This window comes from Lachnobacterium bovis DSM 14045, assembly GCF_900107245.1.
GTDB classification, from domain to species: Bacteria; Bacillota; Clostridia; order Lachnospirales; family Lachnospiraceae; genus Roseburia; species Roseburia bovis.
In genome coordinates, this window is sequence record NZ_FNPG01000012.1 from 77758 (window position 1) to 100117 (window position 22360).

Here is a 22360-nt window from a genome sequence, read left to right on the forward strand (position 1 = left end):
TTTTACACAATTTATTTATTTTTTTTATTATATCGCTCTTCTAGCCTTATTTCCCGTTTTTTTTGTTTTTTTCATTCTAAAAAAATATATTATTTATTACAATATTATTTGCATTTTATTTCATAGTGATTATAATATAGAAGTGATTCTATTTTTATTATATAGTTAGGAAGGTAATTGATTATGTATGAAATAAATTTTAAAACACCAATACATGTTCATTTCATTGGAATTGGTGGAGTTAGCATGAGCGCACTTGCTGAAATTTTGTTTGATCAACACTTTACAGTAACTGGTTCAGATATGAAGGAGTCAGATTACACACGTTCTTTAGCTAACAAAGGGATTAAAATCTTTTATTCACAATCTGCTGACAACATTTCAAATGATATTGACTTAGTTGTCTATACTGCTGCAATAAATGAGAAAAATCCAGAATTTGTAGCCACAAAAGAAGCTAATATTCCAATGCTTACTCGTGCTCAATTGCTTGGACAAATTATGTCTCATTATGCTAAATCTATTGCTGTTGCAGGAACACACGGAAAAACTACAACAACTTCTATGATTAGTCAAATTTTATTAGAGGCTCAAGCTGATCCAACCATCTCAGTTGGTGGCGTTTTCCCTGCAATTGGAAGCAACTTACGCTTAGGTAAATCTGATGTATTTATCGCTGAAGCTTGCGAATATACTAACAGTTTTTTAAACTTTTTCCCAAAATACAGCATTATTTTAAATGTTGAAGCTGAGCATCTTGATTTCTTTAAAGATTTAGATGATATCAGAAATTCATTCCGTAAATTTGCCGGAAATACTCTTGAAGACGGCGCAACTATTATCAACGGTGAAATCCCTAATTATAAGGAAATCATTGCTGATATGCCTCAAAAGGTTGTTTCATATGGCTTAAACGATACATGTGAATATCACGCAACTAATATCACATTCAATCACAAAGCATGTGCTTCTTTTACAGCTATGCACGGTGATGAAAAATTATTTGACGTAACTTTAAACGTTCCCGGTACACATAATGTCTCTAATGCCATGGCAGCTATCGCTTTATGTGATATCTTAAAATTAGATAGAACAGCTGTTATTAAAGGATTGTTAAAATTCGGTGGTGCCGGAAGACGTTTTGATTATAAAGGTGAGAAAAATGGTGTAACTATCATCGATGATTATGCACACCATCCAACAGAAATTCGTGCAACTTTAACTGCTGCACACAATTATCCACATAAAAGACTTGTTCTTGTATTCCAACCTCATACATACTCTCGTACAAAAGCATTTTTAGATGATTTTGGTGATGTATTATCACTTGCTGATGTCGTTGTACTTGCTGATATTTATGCCGCAAGAGAAAAAAATACTATTGGAATCTCTTCAAAAGACGTTTTAGAAAAGGTTAAATCTCATGGAACAACATGTTATTATTTCCCTTCTTTTGAAGAAATTGAGAAATTCTTACACGAAAATTGCACTGAGGGCGATTTGTTGATAACTATGGGTGCCGGAAATGTAGTAGAAATCGGAGAACATCTCTTAAATAACTAGTTATCCACGTTATCCACATTGGAATGTTTATATTTTTCACATTCCTGTGTGGATTTTTTTTTATAACTCTGTGGATAACATCAAAAAAAGACACACAAAAACCTCCTTATATATCAAGGTATTCGCGTATTTTAATTATTCTTCCACAAAGTTATCCACGTTATCCACATTTTTTTCACGAATTTTAATTAGCTTTATAAATATTTTTCCCCAAGTTATGCTATCTTTATTTTTTAACTTTTGTATGCTATAATTCGAACAGAAAAATTAGGAAGGTAATATTTATGTCACTTATTCAATTACATAACAACAACGCAAACTCTTTCACTTGCGTTTCAAATTACTTTATCGACCATTATATGCCAGAAGCTAATGGTGAATATGTAAAAATTTATTTATATATACTAAAATGTATCAGTATGGCTGAACCAGCATGCTCTATCGCTATCATTGCTGATTACTTTGAGACTACTGAAACAGATGTAATTCGTGCATTAAAGTATTGGGAAAAAGTTAACCTTATTAAATTAGACTATTCGAAAAATGAAATAACTGGTATTCGTTTACTACCTGTTACTTCACCTAAGGGGAAAAAAGCTAGTGCGTCAGATTCTATTAAGGCTGATACGCATTCAACACTGTCTAACTCTGAGGAAAGTAATCAGACAAACGCCAATGCCAACAATATAATAAATGATTTTTCAAACTCTGAAAAAGAAAACAAAACAATTAATTTTTCAGATTCAAAAAATTCTCAATCCGATGTTCCTGCCAAAAAAGATTACTCTGCAAATGAAAGAGCTAATTTCGTGAATGATCCTGATATTTCTGAATTATTCTTCGTTATAGGAACATATTTTAATAAAATTTTAACTCAAACAGAAGTTGATACTATTTTATACTGGATAGACCAACTCCATTTTACGCCGGAATTGGTTACATATCTTGTTGAATACTGTATCTCTAAGGATCACACAAGTCTTAGATATATGGACAAAGTTGCTATAGCTTGGCACTCAAACAACATTACAACTGTTGAACAGGCCAAGGAAAATTCCAAAAAATATAGCAAAACATACTACGGAATAATGAATGCACTTGGTATATCTGGTCGTAACCTTATTCCTGCTGAACTTGATTTTGTAAAAAAATGGACCAAAAACTATGCTTTTTCAATGCAAGTTATAGAAGAAGCATGTCGACGTACAATTTCATCTATTCACCAACCTAGTTTTGAATATACCGATCAAATTCTAAGCAGTTGGTTTAAGAAAAAAGTACATTCTTTAGATGATATAAAACAACTAGATATAGCTTATGAACGAAGTAAAAAATACAATACGAAGGCTCTTGATAACACTAAAAACAACGCTCAATCTCAAAAGAATGCTTCTTCTAAGCTAAACAACCGTTTTAATAATTTTAACCAAAGAAGTTATGATCCAAACAAACTAGAGCAGTTCCTTCTTAATTCAAACTTTAAAGCGGACGATAATACCAAAAAATAATATCATATAATGTATTAAAGGGGTGGCTTATGTCAATTTCAAACACACAATACGATACGATAATGCGAACTTATAACGCACAACAACTTAAAAACCAACATGAATTTGAAAATCGTCAAAAGGAAGTTTATGCTAAAATTCCTGAAATACAAGAAATTGATCATGCTGTAAGTTCTGCATCCATTTCTGCTGCCAGGAAAAGATTAAATGGCGATATGGACTCTGTAAAAGAACTTAAAGAACAGATTAAAACGTATAATTCAAAACGCCATGAATTATTACGACTTAATTCTTATCCTGATGACTATTTGGAGATTAAATATAAATGCAATGATTGTAAAGATACTGGCTACATCAACGGCAAGCAATGCCGTTGTTTCAAACAAAAAGTTATAGACCTTGTATATTCTCAATCAAACATTAAAGATTCCATAGCAAATGAAAGTTTTTCAGATTTTTCTATGGATTTTTATTCAGATAAACAGATCGACCCTTCAAGCAACATGAGTTCCTATGCTCTAGCAAGCATGGCATATCAACGCTCACTTGAATTTGTTTCTGAATTTGAAAATATACACCCTAATGTTTTATTTTATGGTAACACTGGTGTCGGTAAAACATTTCTATCTAATTGCATTGCAGAAAGTCTTCTTCGAAAAGGACACTCTGTTTTATATTTTACCGCTTATCAACTTTTTGAAACTTTGTCAAGCGGTGTTTTTTCTCGTGATTCCGCTGCAATTTCGAATAATAAAAGTATTTTTGACTGTGATTTATTGATAATTGATGATTTAGGTACAGAGCTTACCAATACTTTTACTAATTCACAATTATTCCTTTGCGTTAATGAAAGACTTTTGCGAAAAAAATCAACTATTATTTCAACAAACCTTTCACCAAACCAATTGATTGATACATATTCTGAACGAACTTTTTCTCGAATAATCAACAATTATTCAATTTTAAAGCTATTTGGTGAAGATATACGTATGAAAAAACGCAATATAACATAATCTGTAATTATGTATATGTTAAATTTGACTAATGTCATGGGTATTTTTACGTCATTTATTTAATTATTATCTAAAAATTAAGATTTTTACCTTTTTATTTAATTTTGCACTTTGTTTTCTTTCAATTTTGTGATAAATTATGTATTGGTGAATATTTGTGGATATGATTTTAGATTTGACTTACTTAAATTTTATATTCCTAACACTTATAACGATAATAATATTGTATTATTTTTCAATAATACTTAATTATATATAATATATAAACTCAATTTATTTATGGAGGAACCCCTAAATGCCAAACGATGAAAGAATATTAGAAACAATGCCACAAGGTATCCTTGGACTTGTTCCAACAGAAAGTTGTAGTGAATTAGCTGAGAAAGTTGATTTATATCTAAAAGAATGGAGAGAAAATCGTGAACACAAACATCACAATGAAAGTGCTTTCCAGAATTATTACAAAGATAGCTATATTATCAAACCATATACTCCAAGATTTGGTTCTGGTGAAGCTAAATGCGTAATCAAACAATCTGTACGTGGATACGATTTATATATCATGGTTGATGTTACTAACTATAGTCTTACATATAGCTTATGCGGACAGACTAACCACATGTCTCCAGATGACCATTATCAGGATTTAAAACGTATTATTGCCGCTGCTGGTGGAAAAGCCCGCAGAATTACAGTAATACTTCCATTTCTATATGAAAGCCGTCAACACAGACGTTCTGGACGTGAATCATTAGATTGTGCTCTTGCACTTCAAGAACTTCAGCAATTAGGTGTTGATAACATCATCACTTTCGATGCTCACGATCCACGTGTACAAAACGCTATTCCTCTTGGTGGCTTTGAATCAGTTATGCCAACTTACCAATTTGTTAAAGGCATTTTCAAAAATGTACCAGATATTCAAATTGATAAAGATCACCTTATGATTATCAGTCCTGATGAAGGTGCTACTAAACGTGCTATTTACTTAGCTAACGTTTTAGGTGTTGATATGGGTATGTTCTATAAGAGAAGAGATTACAGTGTAATTATTGATGGAAGAAATCCAATTGTTGCACATGAATTTCTTGGTGACTCTGTAGAAGGAAAAGACGTAATGATTATCGATGATATGATTTCTTCTGGTGAAAGTATGATTGATACTGCTAGAGAATTAAAGAAACGTAAAGCAAGAAGAATCTTCGTTATTGCTACATTTGGTCTTTTCACAAACGGTTTAGAATCATTTGATAGAGCTGTAGAAGAAGGTTTAATTTACAAAGTTGTAACAACTAACCTTTGCTACCAGACACCAGAATTATTATCTCGTTCTTACTATATCAGCTGTGATATGAGTAAATACATTGCATACATCGTTGATACACTTAACCACGATACATCAATTAGCGATTTATTAAATCCATATGAGCGTATCAAACGTTACGTACAACGCTATAAAAAAATGCAAGAAGATAACAAAATTTTCGAATAATATTCTATCATAAATTAAACGAGTAAAACAAAGACTCTCTTACAAGATTCTTTATAACAAAAATAAAAGCGCAAATCCTTTAGTATATCTTATTGATATTTACTATTTAGATTTGCGCTTTTATATTTTTGATTTTTTAGTTTTAAATTACTATTTCAATCTCATTCCAATATTTATATATCAAGATTAATAACTATCTAGAAAATGGATTATTTGGATTAACTCCATTTGGATTTTGCATTCCTGAATTTACTCCTGGGTTTATTCCCTGATTCATTCCTGGATTCATTCTTGGATTCATTGGCATTCCATTTGGTGCCTGCATTCCTGGATTTACTCCCATTGGTACCATCCTAGAATTTAGCATATCATAATAATTTCTTTGCATTTCAGCATTTTTATCTTTAAGATCATCTTCAACTTTATCATTTTCGTAGACATCTATGTATTTCTTTTCAAAATATGAATAAATAAAGCTAATTAACGCACATAACAAACCACTTACTAAAAATCCAATTGCATATCCTAATAATGCCCCTGAAGCCAAATCGTACAGCATCATCTTAAGCACACACAACAAAGCCATAACAAGACCTGCTCTTCTTAACATCTTTGATCTGAATTTTTCTAAGAATCCAATAAACACATACAAAGTTGACACTACAAATATTGCTATAGAAACAATATATCCCTTCGCGCTATAAGAAATTAATACTCCTATAAGCACAGCATACACTTTTACTGCATTTGATATTATAAAAGTAGATGTAACCTTTTTCTTAATTAAAACTTCTATAAGATCAATTCCAATTAAAAACAGTGCTAAAACTGTTCCTAACAATTTGTTAAATTGAGTCCTTTCGCTAACAAACGTATTCACCAACACAAGATACATTAATCCATCAGCAATTCTCATAATAATATTAAATACTACAATGCTACTCTTTTGCTTTACTTCATAAAATTTTATAATGCTCAATACTTTGTGCATCAAAATTATTACTGTTAATTCAATAAGAAACACTACATCTCCATTATTTTCAAAAGATTTAGCCCCTAAGTACCACAGTCTAAAGTTATTCATACTAACGATTGCCAATGTCAAAAACGCAATATACTGTATAATATAATTTTCTAATGTATGCTCTTTTTTTCTGTAAAAATCAAACATCATCACAATGTAATTCAAAAAGAATGCATAAAAACAAATACATAACACTAATGCAAAATTATTTATATTATACAATCGAACTAATAGTAAGTTAAATGAACCAATAAATGTAGAAACAATCATTACGGCTGCAAATCTTATTGTATAAAAATCTTTTTTTGCAATAATTGTAAAAATAGCTAAAACCGTTAAAACAATATAAAATTCTATTGAAAATGTTTTTAAATACTCATTATGCCAAAACCAACTAAAATATCCTACTTTTATGGTTGAGCATATCATTGCGAAAATGATAATATCTGAAACAATTTTACATACTTTGTAGGCTAAACCCAAGTTTTGTTCTTTTTTTTCACCGATTCTGTTTCTTGCCAAATTGATTATATCTTCTAACAGAACTATTGAACCTAGAGCAATTATATAACCTGTTCCTCCAACAAAACCATTTCTATAAATATACAATGTTATAATAAACATTATTTTTGTTAGTACAGAAAAAATAATAACTTCAACTGTTTTATCATTTTTCCAAGAAAATACTAATGAATAAATAAATAACAATCCAAATAGTACTACACCACATATTCGAAATTCCATTGTATAATGCGATTTAGAAGACACTACTGACACTATTGCCGCACAATACGCATAGAATAATTCTATTGAACAAATTATCATACTGCAATATTTAAGTTCGTTTTTAAAGTTAATTGCTATACTTAGTACAACATATAATGCTGTATATATCATAACAACAAAACCAGCTCTTTCATTCATCTTACCCACTATCATCAAAAAATTAATGGTAAAGAACGTTCCACTAGTTGTAACTATAATCGACATTATGCTGTCTTTATACATTAATGCCATGGCGCCTAGTGTCCAGAGCGCAAACATACCCGTAATTACTAGAAAATCTAAATTGAACGATTTGTATGTTGATATTTCCAAAAAATATGTTGCACATATGCCTGAACACATTATTGTCTTATACCAAAAATCATTCGTATTCTTTATACTTTTTATAAAACCAAATAATGAAATTCCTATAAACACTGTATATAAAACTGAATACACAATCACTTTTTCAAAATCATCAAATAAGATTTTTCCAAAAAGCACTATAGAAACGACTATCATAATGCTTGCTAAAATAACCATTCCTCGTGTTCCAATCCACGATTCAATAGTTCTTTCCTTCTTAATTCCATCTGAATTATTATTCATATTTTCGTTTAAATAATTATTAGGAATTGCGCGATTATTAAAAGGATTTCCATTCATTGGACCATTGTTTGGCATTGGATTGCCATGCATTGGTCTATTGTTTGGCATTGGATTACCATGCATTGGACCATTGTTTGGCATTGGGTTACCATGCATTGGACCATTGTTTGGCATTGGGTTACCATGCATTGGACCATTGTTTGGCATTGGGTTACCATGCATTGGTCTGCCTGATATTGAACCGTTATTTAACATTGATTGATTATTATAATTCGTACTTCTATTCGGTTGATTATTAAAATCAGCATTCATAGATGACTCATTATCAACTTTTTTCATCACTTTCTCCTCTCTTTATTCTCCTATAACATTTCTTTATAAAATATATTTATCACATTATATCACACTTTTTAAATTTATCATAACTAAATTAATTATACTATTATCCCCCCACCTATAATGTAACTACTTGAGTCATAAAAAACAACCGATTGACCTGGAGCTACCGCTCTAACATTTTCTGCAAAATCAATAGTTATTTCATCCGCTCCTGTTCTTTGAATTAAAGCCTTTTGTGAATTATGATGATACCTGACTTTAACATTTGCTTCTATTTTTTCTCCCTCTCTTAAATCTTCAATACTCATAAAATTTAATTTATTGCATTTTATACGTTTTGAAAAAAGTGCATCATTCCCTGATAAAACCACTTCGTTTGTGTCTTTTCTAATTTCTTTTACATATGTTCTTTTTCCCAATGAAATTCCTAACCCTTTTCGTTGACCTATTGTATAATGAATAATTCCTTTATGTTTTCCAAGTTTATTTCCTTTTTCATCAACAAAAAAGCCTTCTTCTGGAAGTTCTCCATCATAATTGTTCTCTATATATTCGCCATATTTTCCTTCTGTAACAAAACATATTTCTTGTGAATCTGGTTTACTTGCGACCTCTAAATTAAGGCTTTCTGCAATTTTTCTTACTTCTTTTTTACTCATTTTTCCTAGCGGCATTATCGTTTTTGCTAACTGTTCTTGCGTTAATTTGTACAACATATACGTTTGATCTTTATCTATGTAATCTGCTTGTTTTAATGTATAACGACCGTTTTTTAATTTATCAATTGTAGCATAATGTCCCGTGGCTATATAATCAGCGCCAAAAACGTCTAATGACTCTATCATCTTAGCCCACTTTATTTTTCTATTGCACCATACGCAAGGATTAGGAGTTAACCCTTCAACATTTTCCTGTATAAATGGATTAACTACATTTTCCTTAAATTCATTTACGCAATTAATTACATAATATGGAATATTTAACTGCCATGCCACCCTTCTGGCATCATCTATTTCGCAACATCTGCTCTCTTTTCCATCTGCAGATAGCCATGTTCTCAATGTCACTCCAATAACCTCATGTCCAGCTAATTTTAACAAATACGCTGCAACAGCACTATCTACTCCACCAGACAATCCTACTATTACTTTTGCCATATTCTCACACTCTCTTTTAAAAAATTCTAATTGTTATATTTTTCCACAATCAGAATGTAATTCTATCACTTTTATTCCTACCATGTCAATAGGAATTGACTTTTGTATTTATCTTTTTTGAGTTTGCTTTTTTTGCTATAATATAATTATAAAATGCATTATTAAGGAGGCACCTATGAGCAAAATAGATTTACCACATAATCATAATTTAAATGAAAAAGACAATGAAATAATTTCACATCTTCCAAACGAAGATACTATAACATCTGTAGCTGAAGCAATGAAACATTTAGGTGATCCAACTAGATTAAAAATTTTTTGGATTTTATGCCATACAGAAGAATGTGTTTTAAATATTGCAACTATGATTTCTATGACATCTCCAGCAGTTTCACATCATTTACGTGTTTTAAAAGCTGCTGGTTTATTAACTACTCGCAGAAATGGAAAAGAAGTGTACTATACTGCTGCAAATACTCCATTGGTACAGAAACTTCATCACACCATCGAAGATTTGGCTGAAATACAATGTATAAAATAAAAAACGATCTATTTATATGATCGTTTTTTACTACTATAATTCTTTCTCATAACAAAGCATAGGCTGATTATAAAGCTCACACTCTCCAACTTTATCGAATCCAAACGCATCATAACATTTTAACGCCTTTAAATTTGTTTTATTTACCAAAAAGTGAAGACTTTTAAACCCTCTTTTTTTTATTTCCTTCATTCCATGAATAATCATTTTTTTTGCAAGACCTTGGCTTTGATAATCTATTGCAACTGCTAAACGCGAAAGCTCCGCACCCGGCTGAAGTCTTGGTGTCCAATATGGCAAATTTGTCACACTTTCATCATCATCTATGGATATTGCTGCAATTATTTTTCCTTCATCTCTCATAACAAATAGTGAATCTCTCGATAAATCAAAATCTATTTCTTGAGCTTCAGGATAATATTCATTCCATGGACAATATTTTTTCCCCAACTGTGATTTATATAACTGTAAAATTTCTTCTTTGTCATTACTTTTTGCTAATTCAATATTCATTTAATTAAATAACCCTTTCAAAAAACTTTATATAAAATATTTTTCCGCTAAATCTATATACGGATTTGGTTTTGATAAACCTAATTTTACAATTTTTGCTTCAATAGGATGAAACAACTCCAATAATTTTTCAAATGCCCTACTCATTTGATTAGGCGTTAATTTCTTACCTATTGTAACATGTGGAATCCACTGCAATGGCATATAATACTTACTGCATTTTGAATCCGGAAACATCTTAATATTTTGATAAATTTTTTTACTCAAATCGTACAGATATGGATTTTGAACAACTTCTGCATATATCACATTTGGGCAAAAAGCACCTATTGCCGGAATATATATTGTTTTGCTTTGTAAATCTCCCGCAAATGATTGAAAAATTTCAATAGCTTTTTTTGTATTTTTTTGTTCAAATGCGCAAATAGTTAAATGTGGTGGAACATTGTTTCTTATCATATAATCATTCCCAGTTTCCTCTGCCACTGCATTTATCAGATTTTGCAATTTCTGCACTGAATCCTGGTCAAAGTAGGCACTTACCAAATACATTTATTTACTTCCTTTTATTTTATTTATCATTAATTTCGACATTCATTGCTAATTTTCAAAAGCCCTGAACAATATGATTCTTTTATGAATTCGAGATTTGGAAAATCTACTTGTAGCTCATCAACCACACAGTATTCTTCCTCGTCATCCCATCTTTCACCCTCGTCTTTTTTACATTTTTCTATATCTTCTCTTTTCTGAAAAATAACATCCCCTATCAATATTTTGCCATTTTCATTTAATCTATCTTTTAATGCTTTAAAAAATGACACCTTCTTATCATCTGGTAAATGATGAAATACGTATGTTCCAATAATATAATCAAATTTTATTCCTTCTAATTCTTTAACCAAGCCATCCTCAAAATTACCTACATATAATTTTGCATTAGGAACTCTCTTTTTTGCTTTTTCTAACATTTTTTTTGAAAAATCCTGTCCAAAAACTTCACAATCAAATGCACTTAATAATGAAAGCAATTCACCTGTTCCACATCCCATATCAAGAATTCTTGCATTTTTTTTGCTTTTCACTTCTTTAATAATATCAACAAAGATTTGGCTACGTGCAACAAATGGATATTTATTTGTCATCTCCATATTTACAACAGCCTTATCATAATCCTCTGCCCAAATATCAAATTCTTCTGAACTATTCATAAAAAATTTCTCCTCATTTCTCTTTTTAGCCGACTTTTTATTTCTTCATATATTCAAAATTAAATTTAACATTATTTCTTCTTTTTTTCAACTAACAATATCAAATTATCTAAACTTTATTTATAAAAATTTGCTATTGAATTTTTACTATATACAATGTATTATGAAAGTAAGAATTTTAGAAAATTTTAGCAAAGGGGTTTTTTTATGATTTATGCTGGTATTCTGCATTATGCAGATCAAAGAGACTGCTTTTTTTTGGAAAATGGAAAACTACGTATTCGCCTTATGGTTGCGAAAAATGATATAAGTGCCATATATTTGCACACGAGAGACAAATATTTAACTGTTGAGCAAAAAGACACTAGAGCTTGTTGTGAAATGACAAAATATGCTACTGATTTTGGTCATGATTATTTTATGGCCGATGTAACTGTCAATTCAATAGAAGGTACCGAAAATGCTCATAATCCTGATATTCTTTGTCTTAGATACTTTTTTGAACTCGTAGACAGTGCTGGGGCACGAATATGGTATGGTGACTCTCGATTTTTTTCATATGAACCACAGGATATTGAAACAATGTTTGACTGTCCAATATTATCACGACAAGAACAGACTTTTATGATTCCTAATTGGGCAAAAGACGCCGTTGTGTATCAAATTTTTCCTTCTCGTTTTGCTGCTACAGAGGAAATTGATGGCTCTATATGGTATCAGGAACCTATTTCATGGGATGCCAACTTGCATGGTACTCTACAGGGAATAACGAATCGACTTCCTCATTTGAAAGAATTAGGAGTAGATGTTATTTATTTGACACCTATTTTTAAAGCAAATACTTCCCACAAATATGATACTATTGACTATTATCATGTCGATCCAGAGCTTGGCACAGATGATGACTTACATACACTGATTGAAAGTGCACATGATTGCGGACTTCGCGTCATGTTAGACGGTGTATTTAATCACACCTCAACTGACTTTTTTGCTTTTAAGGATATACAAGAACACGGAAGAGATTCTAAATACTTCAACTGGTATTACATCGATTCCTTACCTCTTAATTATGGTTCAAAACATGAAGTTCCATCATATCAGAGTTTTGCTTTTTTTGGTGGTATGCCAAAACTCAGAGTCAGCAATCCAGAAGTTGCGGATTATATTATCGATGTAGCAAAATACTATATTACAGAATATCAAATTGATGGTTGGCGCCTTGATGTTGGTGATGAAGTTGGGCATGATTTTTGGAGACGTTTTCGTAAGGAAATCAAAACTGTTAACCCTGATGCATTGATTGTTGGAGAAGTTTGGCATTATGCTCCCGACTTTTTACAAGGTGACCAATGGGATTCTGTAATGAATTATGCTTTTTATAAGAGTGTTTCCTCTATGATTTGTGATGAGACACTAAGGCCATCTGATTTTCTAGCTGAGCAGGGATTTCTACAAGGTCAGTACCATACTGCTGTTTTACCTGTGATGTGGAACTTGATAGATAGCCACGATACGAGCCGCTTTTTATATCGGGCAGGCGGTGATAAAAGAAAATTACGCCTTGCTGCTGCAATGCAAATGCTTCTTCCAGGAACTCCATTCCTTTATTATGGAGATGAAGTTGGAATGACTGGTGGCAATGACCCGGACAATCGCCGTGGAATGCTTTGGGATGAAAATCGTCAAGACCTTGACTTATACGCATGGTATCAGCGTTTAACTTATTTTAGACATGTCTTAAATGCTATTCCACGAGGTTCTTACAAATTTACAACTTACGATAATGTAAAAAGAATCTTAGAATACCATTTGACATCTGGAGAAATTCTTATTTTCCATCCCGGCAATCAGGAAACAACTGCAAAGGAATATCTAGGTTATAAGGAATTGCTTGGTGATGAAACATTTGATGGTAATTTACATGGTTATGATTGTGTTCTCTTAAGACGTCAATAATGCGTCTTCAATAATTTTGTAAAGTAAAATTCATCGAAAAAACAAAAACATGTCTATTAATAAAAATGCTTGTTCAAGAGATCAAAGGAGAATGTTGCTTGAGACATTCTCCTTCTTTTGCGTATTTATATTATCACATTGTTGTATAACTATATTATTATATAATTATATTTTTCAATATTTTCTACTATTTATTTAATTCCATTTCATTTTTCATTTTTTCAAATCCATATTTTTCGTACAACGCTCTTCCCATATCTGTTGCCTCAAGGCTTATTTCTACAATATCTCTTTTTTTTGCATCTTTTACAAGTAAATCTAATGTTTTAAATGCTATGCCCTGTCTTCTATACTCTGGTAATGTATACATATTCATGATGTATGCCTTTTCTCCGGTTTGATTATGATAAGTCGACATAACCCTATAATAACTCACACCTCCTGCCCCAATAAATTTTTCTCCATCAAATACCAAATATGCAGTATGACTACCATTAACTAACGCTTTACTGTAATACTCGCTCGACTGCTGCATAACTTCTGACATATCTACACTTTTATCAAGTTTATTTGCAGCACGAAGCACTTCAATTCTTGTTTTAACCAAAAGTTCCAAATCGTCTATAGTCGCTCTTCTATATTCTAAATTATTTTTCATAAAATTTCACTCCTGTAATAATTTTTCTCCTATTCTTATCAGCTGAGCTCTCTATCTATATATTCAAAATATGGTTTCTTGTTTACTTCTGTTTCATTTTTTAAATACCAGTCAGCGGATTCTCTTAGTCCAGTTTCCATATCAATTGTCTCTTTTAAAAGTTTTTGCTGTTTTTTTACATCTAAATAATACTCATAATTGTAAAAAGGAAAGTACTTACGTTGTTCAATATCTTTAGAAACTTTTTCAAAAACAGGCACCTTGTCAAAACATTTATAACACAATATAACCCAATCTTTTATTGAAATTGTATCTACGTTTCCAACATTTAACACCTGATTCTCAGGTTTTGTTATCATTATATTTTCAATTATTTTACACAAATCATGTACATGTAAGAACTGTAACTTCATTTCACCGTTACCTGGCAAATAAAACTTGCGATCATTTCTTGCACAATCAAAAACAAAAGCTTCCCTATATATATTATTCATCGGGCCATATAGATATGGCGGTCTTAAAATATATGCATCCGGAAAATTTTTTAACACTGCCGATTCTGCTTTTATTTTATCCGTACCGTACTTTCCCCAAAATTTATTTTTCGACACTTTACTATTTTCAGCAAATGGTTGATTTTCATACTCAGGATAAACTGCGCTAGAACTAATCATAATATACTGACCAACTTTACCAAGTGCTGTAGATAAATCCATCACATCTTCTTCATTATATGCTGTAATATCCAACACTGTATCAAACTTAAAATCACAGATTTTATTACCTAGATTGTGTCTATCTTCCTTTATTATTTTAACACCTTCAACCTGTGGTTTAGTATTCCTATTTAAAACATATACTTCATTCCCTTTTTCAACAAAGTATCTTGCAACAAACTTACTTACGAAAGTTGTTCCTCCTGTAACTAATATTTTCATAATTCTCCTCCTTAAAACATATTAAAAATAACTATCTTGCTCACAATACAGCCTCCCTTCAGTTATTTCTCCGTTATCCTGAAAGATAATGTCAGTTCGCATTATTAAGTATAGTACTAGTTATCTCCGTTATTTTCCATGAAGCTTAATCCTAATGTCTTCGCATTCATATTAATGTGTTCTATCAAATCTTCTCCAAAAACAGCAATTTGTTTGAGCCAAGGATGACCGAAGAATCCAAATCGCCAGTTCGGGTCCACAAAGAAATGGTAGTCACCATTAGGATAGTAATTTGGAAAATAAACATTACAGTCTCTTGCCTCATCATAATACTCTTTAACCAGTTTTTCATAATCATTTGGAGAGAATACAAAGCAATCATGTTGCCAATCCAGCGCATAAAGTTCTTGACTTCCCAATTGAACAAAAAGTGAATTAATGTCATTGTTCCAATCATCTTCATAAGTTGATAGTTCCAACTGATACACTCTCGAAGGTGACGGGAGATTAATCCACCAATACGGAAACTCTGCATATTTTGGAATAAACTTAAATTTTTTAAATATTGTATTCCAAACAGACTCTTCTATATCTTCTCCCAGTAATGAATATCCATATTTTTCTCTATTTGTCATTATGATAACCCCTTTCTGCAAAGCCATCTTTTGTATATCCTTTATTGAGTGAAATCCGTCTTTTTTTCCCAAATGTCCTTTATCGCTGTGCTTCCAATATGACCAATTCTTTTAACCGGACACCCTTCAAAAAGTTCTGTAATCTCAGCTTCTATCTCTTTGTAGTATTCGTCCCACCGATCATCGTGCTGAACAAGGAAAATAGAGAATAATTCTCACAATTCTTCCAAGGTCATTTCTGACAGTTCTTTACCCATAGTAAGGACCTCTCCTAATTTGAATTTATTTAATACGATATATCATATCACCTTTATTCCATATACGCATAATTGCAAATAATGGTTTATTATCGCCTTGCCATATCCATCCCTGAAATGTTGTGTCATATCCGCAATACCCTTCCGTAATAATCTCAAAGTGTACGTTTGGATATTGTATGTTAAATTCATCGAAAGACAACGATTTTCCAACAAACGATTTTTCTCCATCGTATCCATATGGTGCATTAAACAGCATGATATCGCAAAATTCTATGTCAACTTCTGTAAATTCGATTGTTCCTTGATACCATTTTTCTTCCTCTTCAGTACACTGAAATATTCGGTCTATCTTCAAAGACAGATTAGACTCATTGATTTCAAGCTGGGTTATCTTACTATCATGTAAACTAAAGGGAATATTACTCTTCCTGTCTCTAATATAATCCATGTTCCTCTCCTCAAACTCCGATTCTTAAATCTCACCACTTCAACGCATTAATCTCATTCTGAAGATTCTGTAAAAACCTTCCTGCATGTGCTCCATTCATCTGCTATATACTCTGTGTTACCTTCTAATGAGAAATAAACTACAATTCTTTTCATGCCAGAACCTTTCTTGCTTTGTTACACCATTTCAAGTATGCCTCATAGGTTTCTATTCCAGAAAAACCTTATACTTCCGTCGATCTTTTTTTATATCATATCCGGTCAGATTATCATGGGATAACAATCCCAGAATCACCATAAATGGTGCTATCCAGCAAAGATAATGGCATGTTGCCCTCCTTCCATGTATCAGTGACGGAAGCACCAGTATCAAAAGTACTACACGTCACATTGCAAAAGCTGAATCGTATCTTCAAAAGAAATTTTCCTTTTTATAAGTTTTTTGCAATTTCAAATACTTTTCTTAGATACTTACCAGCGTTTTTATCCCGATTAGCATCATTACCATAGCCTCTGGTCATCTCATCAAAAGCATATGGTCTTATATTTCTTGTTAAATTCGGGATGATCACACAAACACAAGAAGATATAATCTGACCATCAATCTCATTTACAATCAAATGGTGATTCGAATCTTCAATGATCTGATTCCATATTTTTTCAAGATGTTCATCATGCTTGGGAATACTGTCTTCATGTAAGTAAAGATACAGTTCCAAAAGTGCTTCCAAATCTTCTTTTTTTGCTTCTCGTATCATCAGCTGATAATCCTTACCTCCTTAACCTGGAATATATTCCAATTTTATGCTCCAACATTCATCCCAAAAAACTTGAATTTGTTATTAAATCTCACCTTTCTTCCATTTTCTCATATTCATAATTAAGACCACATCTATAATTATGAAACCGAGTCCACCGATAAAGCCCAAAAGATCTGGCCCCAAAAACATATTTGGTTTTTTAGACATAAAAAGCGTAGATGGAGCCCAACGATCCATTCCATTTATAGAGGCGTGAAACAAAACAGCAGGCCATATAGAGCGCACTTTATAGGTCAAAAATCCAGATATAATCCCCAAAACAGTACAGAAAACTGTCATTGCAAAAATACCGGCAATCGGATTATTTGTGCCGTAATTATAGCCCATTGCTATAATCGGTGCGTGCCACAGTCCCCAAATCACTCCAGTAAAAACAGATGCAGAAAGTGGAGAAAGTTTTTCTCCGATTTTTGGTAGCAGATACCCTCGCCATCCCAACTCCTCGCCAAAACATTGTATCATTCCCATAATAGGATTCACTATGATTGCAAGAGGAATCAAAATGCACAGCGTTTTCAATAATTCGCTAGTCGATATGATTGATTCCTGTATTGCAAAAGCAGATTGCAATGGCGAAAAGTCACTTCCAAAGATAAGGAAATATACCGCTGCGCCGAAACAAGCGATAAAAGGCGGAGCAAAATATGCTGTGAAATACCACTTTAAGTTTCTCCTTAAATGAGGGCGAAGCAGCATTCTTTCAAAGCCCTCATTTCTGACGACTCTGGTAATTACAGAAGCAACCGCTGGTAACAGCATCATTACCAAGAGGATAGTATCAGATTTCATAATGTAATAAATGTAGCTAAACACCCACATCGGTACGAAAGATAATATCAAAAACAAAATGATACTGTTTCTTGTCTCTTTTTCCATTATGTGTTATCACCCCGTCAATTCCGATTTGTTATCGTCTATAAAACTGAAATATAATTTGCCTCTAAAAATCCCGATTTGCTTATTTCATTATCCTGAAAGTTAATCTATTCAGAAATACTTGAATTTTTACTTTGTAGCAACTATTTATAATTATACCTATATCTACCATCCTGTTCAATATTATGTGCATAAAACAAGGGCGTTTTCACGCCCCTGCCTATTGCTCATCAGTGTATTTCGTACGGTAGAAAGCTCAAGACTACTGTACACAACTGGTGACAACTTTATATCTGTTTTTTTCCAATACCTTTCGTCTTTACAAACCGAAATTGTCGTACTCATTTATATAGGCGATTTATGTTACTGTATATCCTCCAGAAGCCAAGATCTTCATAGCCTTCTCAAAGTTTTCTTCCTTCACAAGGATATAATCTGTGTTGTATGTTGAAACCGCGAAGATACCGATTTTATGTTCAGCAAGAATGCCTGATAGTTTTGACAAAATACCAATCAGGGAGAAATCCAGCGTTCCCTGGATACGAAAACCTTTCCATCCATCATCACGCTCAATTGTACCAGCCGGAGTATCCTCCGTTTTACAGACTAAAGATATTTCTTCATCTGTTTTTCCCACAAAATAAAACTCAGATGACATATCAATATCCAAAACATCATGTACTTTACAAACAGTCAGATCATGCTCTATTCTTTTCAACTCCATTTGATTATCTCTCCTTCCTGTTCAGCTTCCTATGATTCATTAACCAGCTTACCCGTCATATGCTCAGGAATTAACCCCAAGCACTGAACATTACGGAAAGAATTCTTTATCTCCTGCTCCAGATATGCCTGATCATCAGTAAACTTCCTAGTAAGTTCAGAGCAAATCCGAAGAGCGACCTCCTCATCTTCTACCAAATGAATTCTTCCAAATGTGATCACGCTTGTAATGTTCAGAGCCCAATCGCCTTCCTTGCGGTAGCCTTCATTATAAACACAGTAGCTTGCCTTATCGCATGCCTTGATTGCATCTATCTTATGTCCTTCCTTTGCTCCGTGGAAATAGATTTTTCCATCCTCTTCGCAATACCAATGATCAATTGGGATTCCATATGGATATCCATCATCGCCTATCAGAGAAAGAACACCTCTCTTGGTACTCTTCAATATCTCTATGCATTCAGCCTCAGAGATCTGCTGCCTAAATCTTCTCATTTTTCTAAACATTGTAAACACCTCAATCTTTCGCCAAAATCTTAAGTCCCGCTATTCCATCTACAATCAGTATAGCACAGATAACCTGCGGAACAGACAATTTCTCATGGAAAAGAAATACTCCAAGTAAGGTCGTTCCCACAATTCCCATGCCAGTCCACATAGCATAGGCAGATCCTAACGGAAGCTGTTTCAATGCAATTGCCAGAAAAACTGCGCTGGCAATATAACCTACTCCTGTAATAATCAAAGGTATCAGCACAGTAAAGCCATTCGACATTTTCATAGCCACTGCCCAGATAATCTTAAATGCACCTGCAATCAGCAAATAAATCCGTCTCATATAAATCTACCTCCAAAACTAAAAAACGTCATTCCTTTACCTGCTAAGACCTAACGGTAAAAGAATGACGTAAATCCCACTACTCGGTAGCAATGGGCGTCTGTTTAATTCAATTGAATAGATGATACCATAATAGGTCAGAATCGTCAATACTATATTACGGGATAATATTCAATCAGAATGCTGCCCCCAAAATAAACTTATAAGCAGGTATCACTTCTATAGTAAGTCCATCTTTTGTAATCGTGCGTTCTCCCTCATTAGTAACTATAATAAGGCGACGTATTCCCTTTGTTTTCTCTGCAAAAGATACAAGACTCTTTGTCTCTCTGTCTTCTTCCGTTTCTAAGCTGTAGGCAACCTGAATTGCGCATTCTTCTCCCGGAATAAAGAAATCAATATCTATTCCCGTCTGCGTGGATTTGAAGTAATATACTTCTTCGCCAAACCTACGCTTTAAATATACCGCAACTGCATTCTCCAAAAGAGCAGATGGCTTATCTACAAGTAACAGCGACAAAAGTCCATTATCGTAAAAATAGAATCTTGGAGTGCTCTCTTTTTCTTTATCATAAGCCTGAGGGCCATCTTATTATTTACTTTTTCACGTTCTATAATGTCTCCAAGGAAAACCTTCTCGTAGACACTCTTAATATATTCTCTTTTGTTGGATAAAAGCTACGCTTCAGGAAAGCCACCACTCAAAATATATTCTTGGCATCCTCTGTGAACCTTTGCCACTTTAGATGTTGTCAGAAGTGCCTTTTCGTCATGAGCTATCTCCTTGTAATCCAGTGACTCACTAAGAGAAAAAGGCATGATCATTTTAGACAAATATCTGCCCCCAAGAACCTTTTTCATTTCAGAGCTAAGCATCTTAGCATTGCTTCCCGTAATGTATACCTGCTGCGTACGGTAGAAAGCTCAGGGCTACTGTATGCGGCTGGTGGCAACTTTAATAACTGCGATCAAAAATAATACTCTTATTTTACTTTCTACTCATTAAATCTTTGTCTGTCTTTTGTAAGATTATCTTCCGATAAAACTCATTATCGACATATACTGACAAACCCGAAATTATTTTATTATCCTGAAATTCACTTTTTCGCCTTAATCAAAAGAAAATCCGGCTTATGAAAAAGATCTTCCTGGTCAGGAAACCTCTCTAATATCTCTTCAGTAGGGATAGGCTCTATCATCTTTTCTATAATGAACCCATTTTCAGTTAGGGTATTAATGATGGTTGAGAACATGCGATGGTATTTCTTTATTCCTTCAACAAACCACTCAGACTCACGCTCTCCTTCCCTAGCATAGTTGGCTAGATTAACATAGATTTTCTTTCCATTTTCATCTTTGGTCCAACGAGGAATTCCACCACAATAGGTTGTATTAATGGGATTTTCCTGTGAAAAGATAAAACACCCATCTGTATTTAGCTTGTCATAGATTTTTCTAACCACTCCTTCAAAATCCTCAACATAATGAAATGCGAGCGAGCTTATTACCACATCAAACTTACCTTCCACCTCTTCAATGTCTTCTATTGGAAGAAGCATATAAGTAATCGCTGGATTGGAGTGCTCCTTCTTAGCAACCTCTAGCATCTTCTCAGATATATCGATTCCAACAACCTTAGAGGCACCTTTGTTTACAAACTCCACGCAATGCTCACCAAAGCCACATCCAAGGTCTAATACGCTCGTCCCCTTGAGATTAGGAAGTAATGAAAAAAGAGCTGGTATCTCAAAGAGATCATTTGCATTGCCTTCCCTGTCCCTTATAGCCTTATACCCCTCAAAGAAGGTCTCATTATCAAAAATATTTTGTTTTGCCATTTTTCATATCCTCCATTTTTGCCTAATAAACAGTTATCCTGGATTATACATCAATAGACCTATCTTTCAAGTAGCAATATCACCAAAATCTCTATTGTATTAGGTCAAAATAGATCTCTATCATTTGAATTCTTTAATAAGGGCAATTAAATCAGTATTTCTTCCTCAATTGATAATACACCACTTTATCTATTAAAATCTGTATAATTAACAATCCAAACAAATACCAAACTATAGTCTTATGGTTGATAATCATTCCTGCTTTTCCAAGAATAGAGAATGTCACCTCGGAAATGCATATCAAGAAAAAAATGATATTATAAGCTATTCTACCCGATTTGTCGCGTAGTTTCTCGTTCAATTCATCATGTAGACTAATATCTTCCTGTTCCTTAATTTCACTGTATCTTATCTTGTTTTTGGGAGCAGACCAGTAAAAATGCTTTACAATCCATACAATACCGGGTCCTAAAGTGCCTCCCGCCAACCCCCAGAGCAAGCTGTCTACCGCACTCTCGGTAAAAACCGCTGCTAGAATATAAAGTTATACTTATTTATGTACAAAAAATATTAAATAAAAATGTACAAATGATATGATATATGAGTTAAACAGGAGGAACTCACAATGATTA

General features: G+C 32.8%; 24 protein-coding genes and 1 pseudogene. 6 read left to right on the top strand and 19 right to left on the bottom strand.

Going from position 1 to position 22360, the window contains the following annotated elements:
• The first annotated feature begins 183 nt into the window (after positions 1 to 183).
• The 4 genes from murC (at position 184) to BLV79_RS05945 (ending at position 5576) form a co-directional block, all read left to right on the top strand.
• Positions 184 to 1563, top strand: coding sequence for a UDP-N-acetylmuramate--L-alanine ligase (gene murC, locus BLV79_RS05930; protein ID WP_074717067.1), 1380 nt, complete (start codon positions 184 to 186; stop codon positions 1561 to 1563).
• 284 nt (positions 1564 to 1847) lie between these two features.
• Complete coding sequence (locus BLV79_RS05935; protein ID WP_074717069.1) at positions 1848 to 3071, top strand: DnaD domain protein; 1224 nt, start codon at positions 1848 to 1850, stop codon at positions 3069 to 3071.
• 29 nt (positions 3072 to 3100) lie between these two features.
• On the top strand, positions 3101 to 4084 hold the full coding sequence (locus tag BLV79_RS05940; RefSeq protein ID WP_074717071.1) for an ATP-binding protein: 984 nt from the start codon (positions 3101 to 3103) through the stop codon (positions 4082 to 4084).
• A 295-nt stretch (positions 4085 to 4379) separates the two neighbouring features.
• Entirely contained in the window at positions 4380 to 5576 is a 1197-nt protein-coding gene (locus BLV79_RS05945; protein WP_074717073.1) for a ribose-phosphate pyrophosphokinase, read from the top strand.
• A gap of 193 nt (positions 5577 to 5769) precedes the next feature.
• Here the strand turns inward: BLV79_RS05945 and BLV79_RS05950 are convergent, their stop codons facing one another.
• Together BLV79_RS05950 and mnmA are read right to left on the bottom strand one after the other, a co-directional pair.
• Positions 5770 to 8313 (bottom strand): hypothetical protein, encoded by a 2544-nt coding sequence (locus tag BLV79_RS05950; protein WP_074717075.1) that lies wholly within the window; start codon positions 8311 to 8313, stop codon positions 5770 to 5772.
• Between the two features lie 95 nt (positions 8314 to 8408).
• A complete protein-coding gene (gene mnmA / locus BLV79_RS05955) occupies positions 8409 to 9470 on the bottom strand; it encodes a tRNA 2-thiouridine(34) synthase MnmA (RefSeq protein ID WP_074717077.1) in 1062 nt (353 codons plus the stop codon).
• Between the two features lie 175 nt (positions 9471 to 9645).
• On the opposite strand from mnmA, the gene BLV79_RS05960 reads away from it, so the two are divergent.
• Positions 9646 to 10011 carry an ArsR/SmtB family transcription factor gene (locus tag BLV79_RS05960; protein WP_074717080.1) on the top strand — a complete coding sequence of 122 codons (366 nt, stop codon included), beginning with the start codon at positions 9646 to 9648 and terminating at the stop codon, positions 10009 to 10011.
• A gap of 33 nt (positions 10012 to 10044) precedes the next feature.
• Here the strand turns inward: BLV79_RS05960 and BLV79_RS05965 are convergent, their stop codons facing one another.
• From BLV79_RS05965 to BLV79_RS05975, 3 genes are read right to left on the bottom strand one after another with little or no spacing between them, the layout of a single operon-like run.
• A complete protein-coding gene (locus BLV79_RS05965) occupies positions 10045 to 10524 on the bottom strand; it encodes a GNAT family N-acetyltransferase (protein ID WP_074717082.1) in 480 nt (159 codons plus the stop codon).
• Positions 10525 to 10551: 27 nt separating this feature from the next.
• A complete protein-coding gene (locus tag BLV79_RS05970; protein WP_074717085.1) occupies positions 10552 to 11076 on the bottom strand; it encodes a 2'-5' RNA ligase family protein in 525 nt (174 codons plus the stop codon).
• A gap of 29 nt (positions 11077 to 11105) precedes the next feature.
• Positions 11106 to 11735 carry a class I SAM-dependent methyltransferase gene (locus tag BLV79_RS05975; RefSeq protein ID WP_074717087.1) on the bottom strand — a complete coding sequence of 210 codons (630 nt, stop codon included), beginning with the start codon at positions 11733 to 11735 and terminating at the stop codon, positions 11106 to 11108.
• 207 nt (positions 11736 to 11942) lie between these two features.
• Here BLV79_RS05975 and BLV79_RS05980 point away from each other — a divergent pair, with 207 nt between their 5' ends.
• Entirely contained in the window at positions 11943 to 13694 is a 1752-nt protein-coding gene (locus BLV79_RS05980) for a glycoside hydrolase family 13 protein (protein WP_074717089.1), read from the top strand.
• Positions 13695 to 13881: 187 nt separating this feature from the next.
• On the opposite strand, the gene BLV79_RS05985 is transcribed toward BLV79_RS05980, so the two are convergent.
• The 14 genes and pseudogenes from BLV79_RS05985 to BLV79_RS06045 all read right to left on the bottom strand — a co-directional run bounded on the left by BLV79_RS05985 (position 13882) and on the right by BLV79_RS06045 (position 21728).
• The gene (locus tag BLV79_RS05985) at positions 13882 to 14352 is read right to left on the bottom strand and encodes a GNAT family N-acetyltransferase (RefSeq protein WP_074717091.1); all 471 of its coding nucleotides are present in this window, start codon (positions 14350 to 14352) and stop codon (positions 13882 to 13884) included.
• Between the two features lie 38 nt (positions 14353 to 14390).
• Positions 14391 to 15290 carry an NAD-dependent epimerase/dehydratase family protein gene (locus BLV79_RS05990; protein WP_074717093.1) on the bottom strand — a complete coding sequence of 300 codons (900 nt, stop codon included), beginning with the start codon at positions 15288 to 15290 and terminating at the stop codon, positions 14391 to 14393.
• 116 nt (positions 15291 to 15406) lie between these two features.
• Entirely contained in the window at positions 15407 to 15952 is a 546-nt protein-coding gene (locus BLV79_RS05995; RefSeq protein ID WP_083354473.1) for a DUF2716 domain-containing protein, read from the bottom strand.
• A 14-nt stretch (positions 15953 to 15966) separates the two neighbouring features.
• On the bottom strand, positions 15967 to 16128 hold the full coding sequence (locus BLV79_RS13345) for a GrpB family protein (protein ID WP_408606286.1): 162 nt from the start codon (positions 16126 to 16128) through the stop codon (positions 15967 to 15969).
• A gap of 79 nt (positions 16129 to 16207) precedes the next feature.
• Positions 16208 to 16633 (bottom strand): hypothetical protein, encoded by a 426-nt coding sequence (locus BLV79_RS06005; protein WP_074717097.1) that lies wholly within the window; start codon positions 16631 to 16633, stop codon positions 16208 to 16210.
• 53 nt (positions 16634 to 16686) lie between these two features.
• Positions 16687 to 16788 (bottom strand): flavodoxin family protein, encoded by a 102-nt coding sequence (locus BLV79_RS12875; RefSeq protein WP_143470220.1) that lies wholly within the window; start codon positions 16786 to 16788, stop codon positions 16687 to 16689.
• Between the two features lie 275 nt (positions 16789 to 17063).
• Entirely contained in the window at positions 17064 to 17390 is a 327-nt protein-coding gene (locus BLV79_RS06010) for a hypothetical protein (protein WP_330389943.1), read from the bottom strand.
• An 84-nt stretch (positions 17391 to 17474) separates the two neighbouring features.
• Positions 17475 to 18329 carry a CPBP family intramembrane glutamic endopeptidase gene (locus tag BLV79_RS06015; protein ID WP_074717100.1) on the bottom strand — a complete coding sequence of 285 codons (855 nt, stop codon included), beginning with the start codon at positions 18327 to 18329 and terminating at the stop codon, positions 17475 to 17477.
• A gap of 358 nt (positions 18330 to 18687) precedes the next feature.
• A complete protein-coding gene (locus BLV79_RS06020) occupies positions 18688 to 19053 on the bottom strand; it encodes an ACT domain-containing protein (protein WP_074717102.1) in 366 nt (121 codons plus the stop codon).
• 29 nt (positions 19054 to 19082) lie between these two features.
• The gene (locus tag BLV79_RS06025) at positions 19083 to 19559 is read right to left on the bottom strand and encodes a pyridoxamine 5'-phosphate oxidase family protein (RefSeq protein ID WP_074717104.1); all 477 of its coding nucleotides are present in this window, start codon (positions 19557 to 19559) and stop codon (positions 19083 to 19085) included.
• Positions 19560 to 19569: 10 nt separating this feature from the next.
• On the bottom strand, positions 19570 to 19890 hold the full coding sequence (locus tag BLV79_RS06030; protein WP_074717106.1) for a DMT family transporter: 321 nt from the start codon (positions 19888 to 19890) through the stop codon (positions 19570 to 19572).
• A gap of 175 nt (positions 19891 to 20065) precedes the next feature.
• A pseudogene (locus BLV79_RS06035) lies at positions 20066 to 20449 on the bottom strand (ATP-binding protein); the annotation flags it as partial.
• A gap of 119 nt (positions 20450 to 20568) precedes the next feature.
• Complete coding sequence (locus BLV79_RS06040; RefSeq protein WP_278320468.1) at positions 20569 to 20787, bottom strand: hypothetical protein; 219 nt, start codon at positions 20785 to 20787, stop codon at positions 20569 to 20571.
• A gap of 200 nt (positions 20788 to 20987) precedes the next feature.
• The gene (locus tag BLV79_RS06045; protein WP_022750255.1) at positions 20988 to 21728 is read right to left on the bottom strand and encodes a class I SAM-dependent methyltransferase; all 741 of its coding nucleotides are present in this window, start codon (positions 21726 to 21728) and stop codon (positions 20988 to 20990) included.
• Between the last annotated feature and the right edge of the window lie 632 nt (positions 21729 to 22360).

What these genes read in the sequence shown, in the direction of transcription:
- BLV79_RS05980 (WP_074717089.1), top strand. Translation starts at nt 11,943, where the DNA reads ATGATTTATGCTGGTATTCTGCATTATGCAGATCAAAGAGACTGCTTT.
- BLV79_RS05965 (WP_074717082.1), bottom strand. Translation starts at nt 10,524, where the DNA reads ATGAATATTGAATTAGCAAAAAGTAATGACAAAGAAGAAATTTTACAG.
- BLV79_RS06005 (WP_074717097.1), bottom strand. Translation starts at nt 16,633, where the DNA reads ATGGATTATATTAGAGACAGGAAGAGTAATATTCCCTTTAGTTTACAT.
- BLV79_RS05935 (WP_074717069.1), top strand. Translation starts at nt 1,848, where the DNA reads ATGTCACTTATTCAATTACATAACAACAACGCAAACTCTTTCACTTGC.
- murC (WP_074717067.1), top strand. Translation starts at nt 184, where the DNA reads ATGTATGAAATAAATTTTAAAACACCAATACATGTTCATTTCATTGGA.
- BLV79_RS05975 (WP_074717087.1), bottom strand. Translation starts at nt 11,735, where the DNA reads ATGAATAGTTCAGAAGAATTTGATATTTGGGCAGAGGATTATGATAAG.
- BLV79_RS06045 (WP_022750255.1), bottom strand. Translation starts at nt 21,728, where the DNA reads ATGGCAAAACAAAATATTTTTGATAATGAGACCTTCTTTGAGGGGTAT.
- BLV79_RS05940 (WP_074717071.1), top strand. Translation starts at nt 3,101, where the DNA reads ATGTCAATTTCAAACACACAATACGATACGATAATGCGAACTTATAAC.
- BLV79_RS05950 (WP_074717075.1), bottom strand. Translation starts at nt 8,313, where the DNA reads ATGAAAAAAGTTGATAATGAGTCATCTATGAATGCTGATTTTAATAAT.
- BLV79_RS06030 (WP_074717106.1), bottom strand. Translation starts at nt 19,890, where the DNA reads ATGAGACGGATTTATTTGCTGATTGCAGGTGCATTTAAGATTATCTGG.
- mnmA (WP_074717077.1), bottom strand. Translation starts at nt 9,470, where the DNA reads ATGGCAAAAGTAATAGTAGGATTGTCTGGTGGAGTAGATAGTGCTGTT.
- BLV79_RS06015 (WP_074717100.1), bottom strand. Translation starts at nt 18,329, where the DNA reads ATGGAAAAAGAGACAAGAAACAGTATCATTTTGTTTTTGATATTATCT.
- BLV79_RS05970 (WP_074717085.1), bottom strand. Translation starts at nt 11,076, where the DNA reads ATGTATTTGGTAAGTGCCTACTTTGACCAGGATTCAGTGCAGAAATTG.
- BLV79_RS06025 (WP_074717104.1), bottom strand. Translation starts at nt 19,559, where the DNA reads ATGTTTAGAAAAATGAGAAGATTTAGGCAGCAGATCTCTGAGGCTGAA.
- BLV79_RS05990 (WP_074717093.1), bottom strand. Translation starts at nt 15,290, where the DNA reads ATGAAAATATTAGTTACAGGAGGAACAACTTTCGTAAGTAAGTTTGTT.
- BLV79_RS05945 (WP_074717073.1), top strand. Translation starts at nt 4,380, where the DNA reads ATGCCAAACGATGAAAGAATATTAGAAACAATGCCACAAGGTATCCTT.
- BLV79_RS06010 (WP_330389943.1), bottom strand. Translation starts at nt 17,390, where the DNA reads ATGATACGAGAAGCAAAAAAAGAAGATTTGGAAGCACTTTTGGAACTG.
- BLV79_RS05995 (WP_083354473.1), bottom strand. Translation starts at nt 15,952, where the DNA reads ATGGCTTTGCAGAAAGGGGTTATCATAATGACAAATAGAGAAAAATAT.
- BLV79_RS12875 (WP_143470220.1), bottom strand. Translation starts at nt 16,788, where the DNA reads ATGAAAAGAATTGTAGTTTATTTCTCATTAGAAGGTAACACAGAGTAT.
- BLV79_RS05960 (WP_074717080.1), top strand. Translation starts at nt 9,646, where the DNA reads ATGAGCAAAATAGATTTACCACATAATCATAATTTAAATGAAAAAGAC.
- BLV79_RS06020 (WP_074717102.1), bottom strand. Translation starts at nt 19,053, where the DNA reads ATGGAGTTGAAAAGAATAGAGCATGATCTGACTGTTTGTAAAGTACAT.
- BLV79_RS05985 (WP_074717091.1), bottom strand. Translation starts at nt 14,352, where the DNA reads ATGAAAAATAATTTAGAATATAGAAGAGCGACTATAGACGATTTGGAA.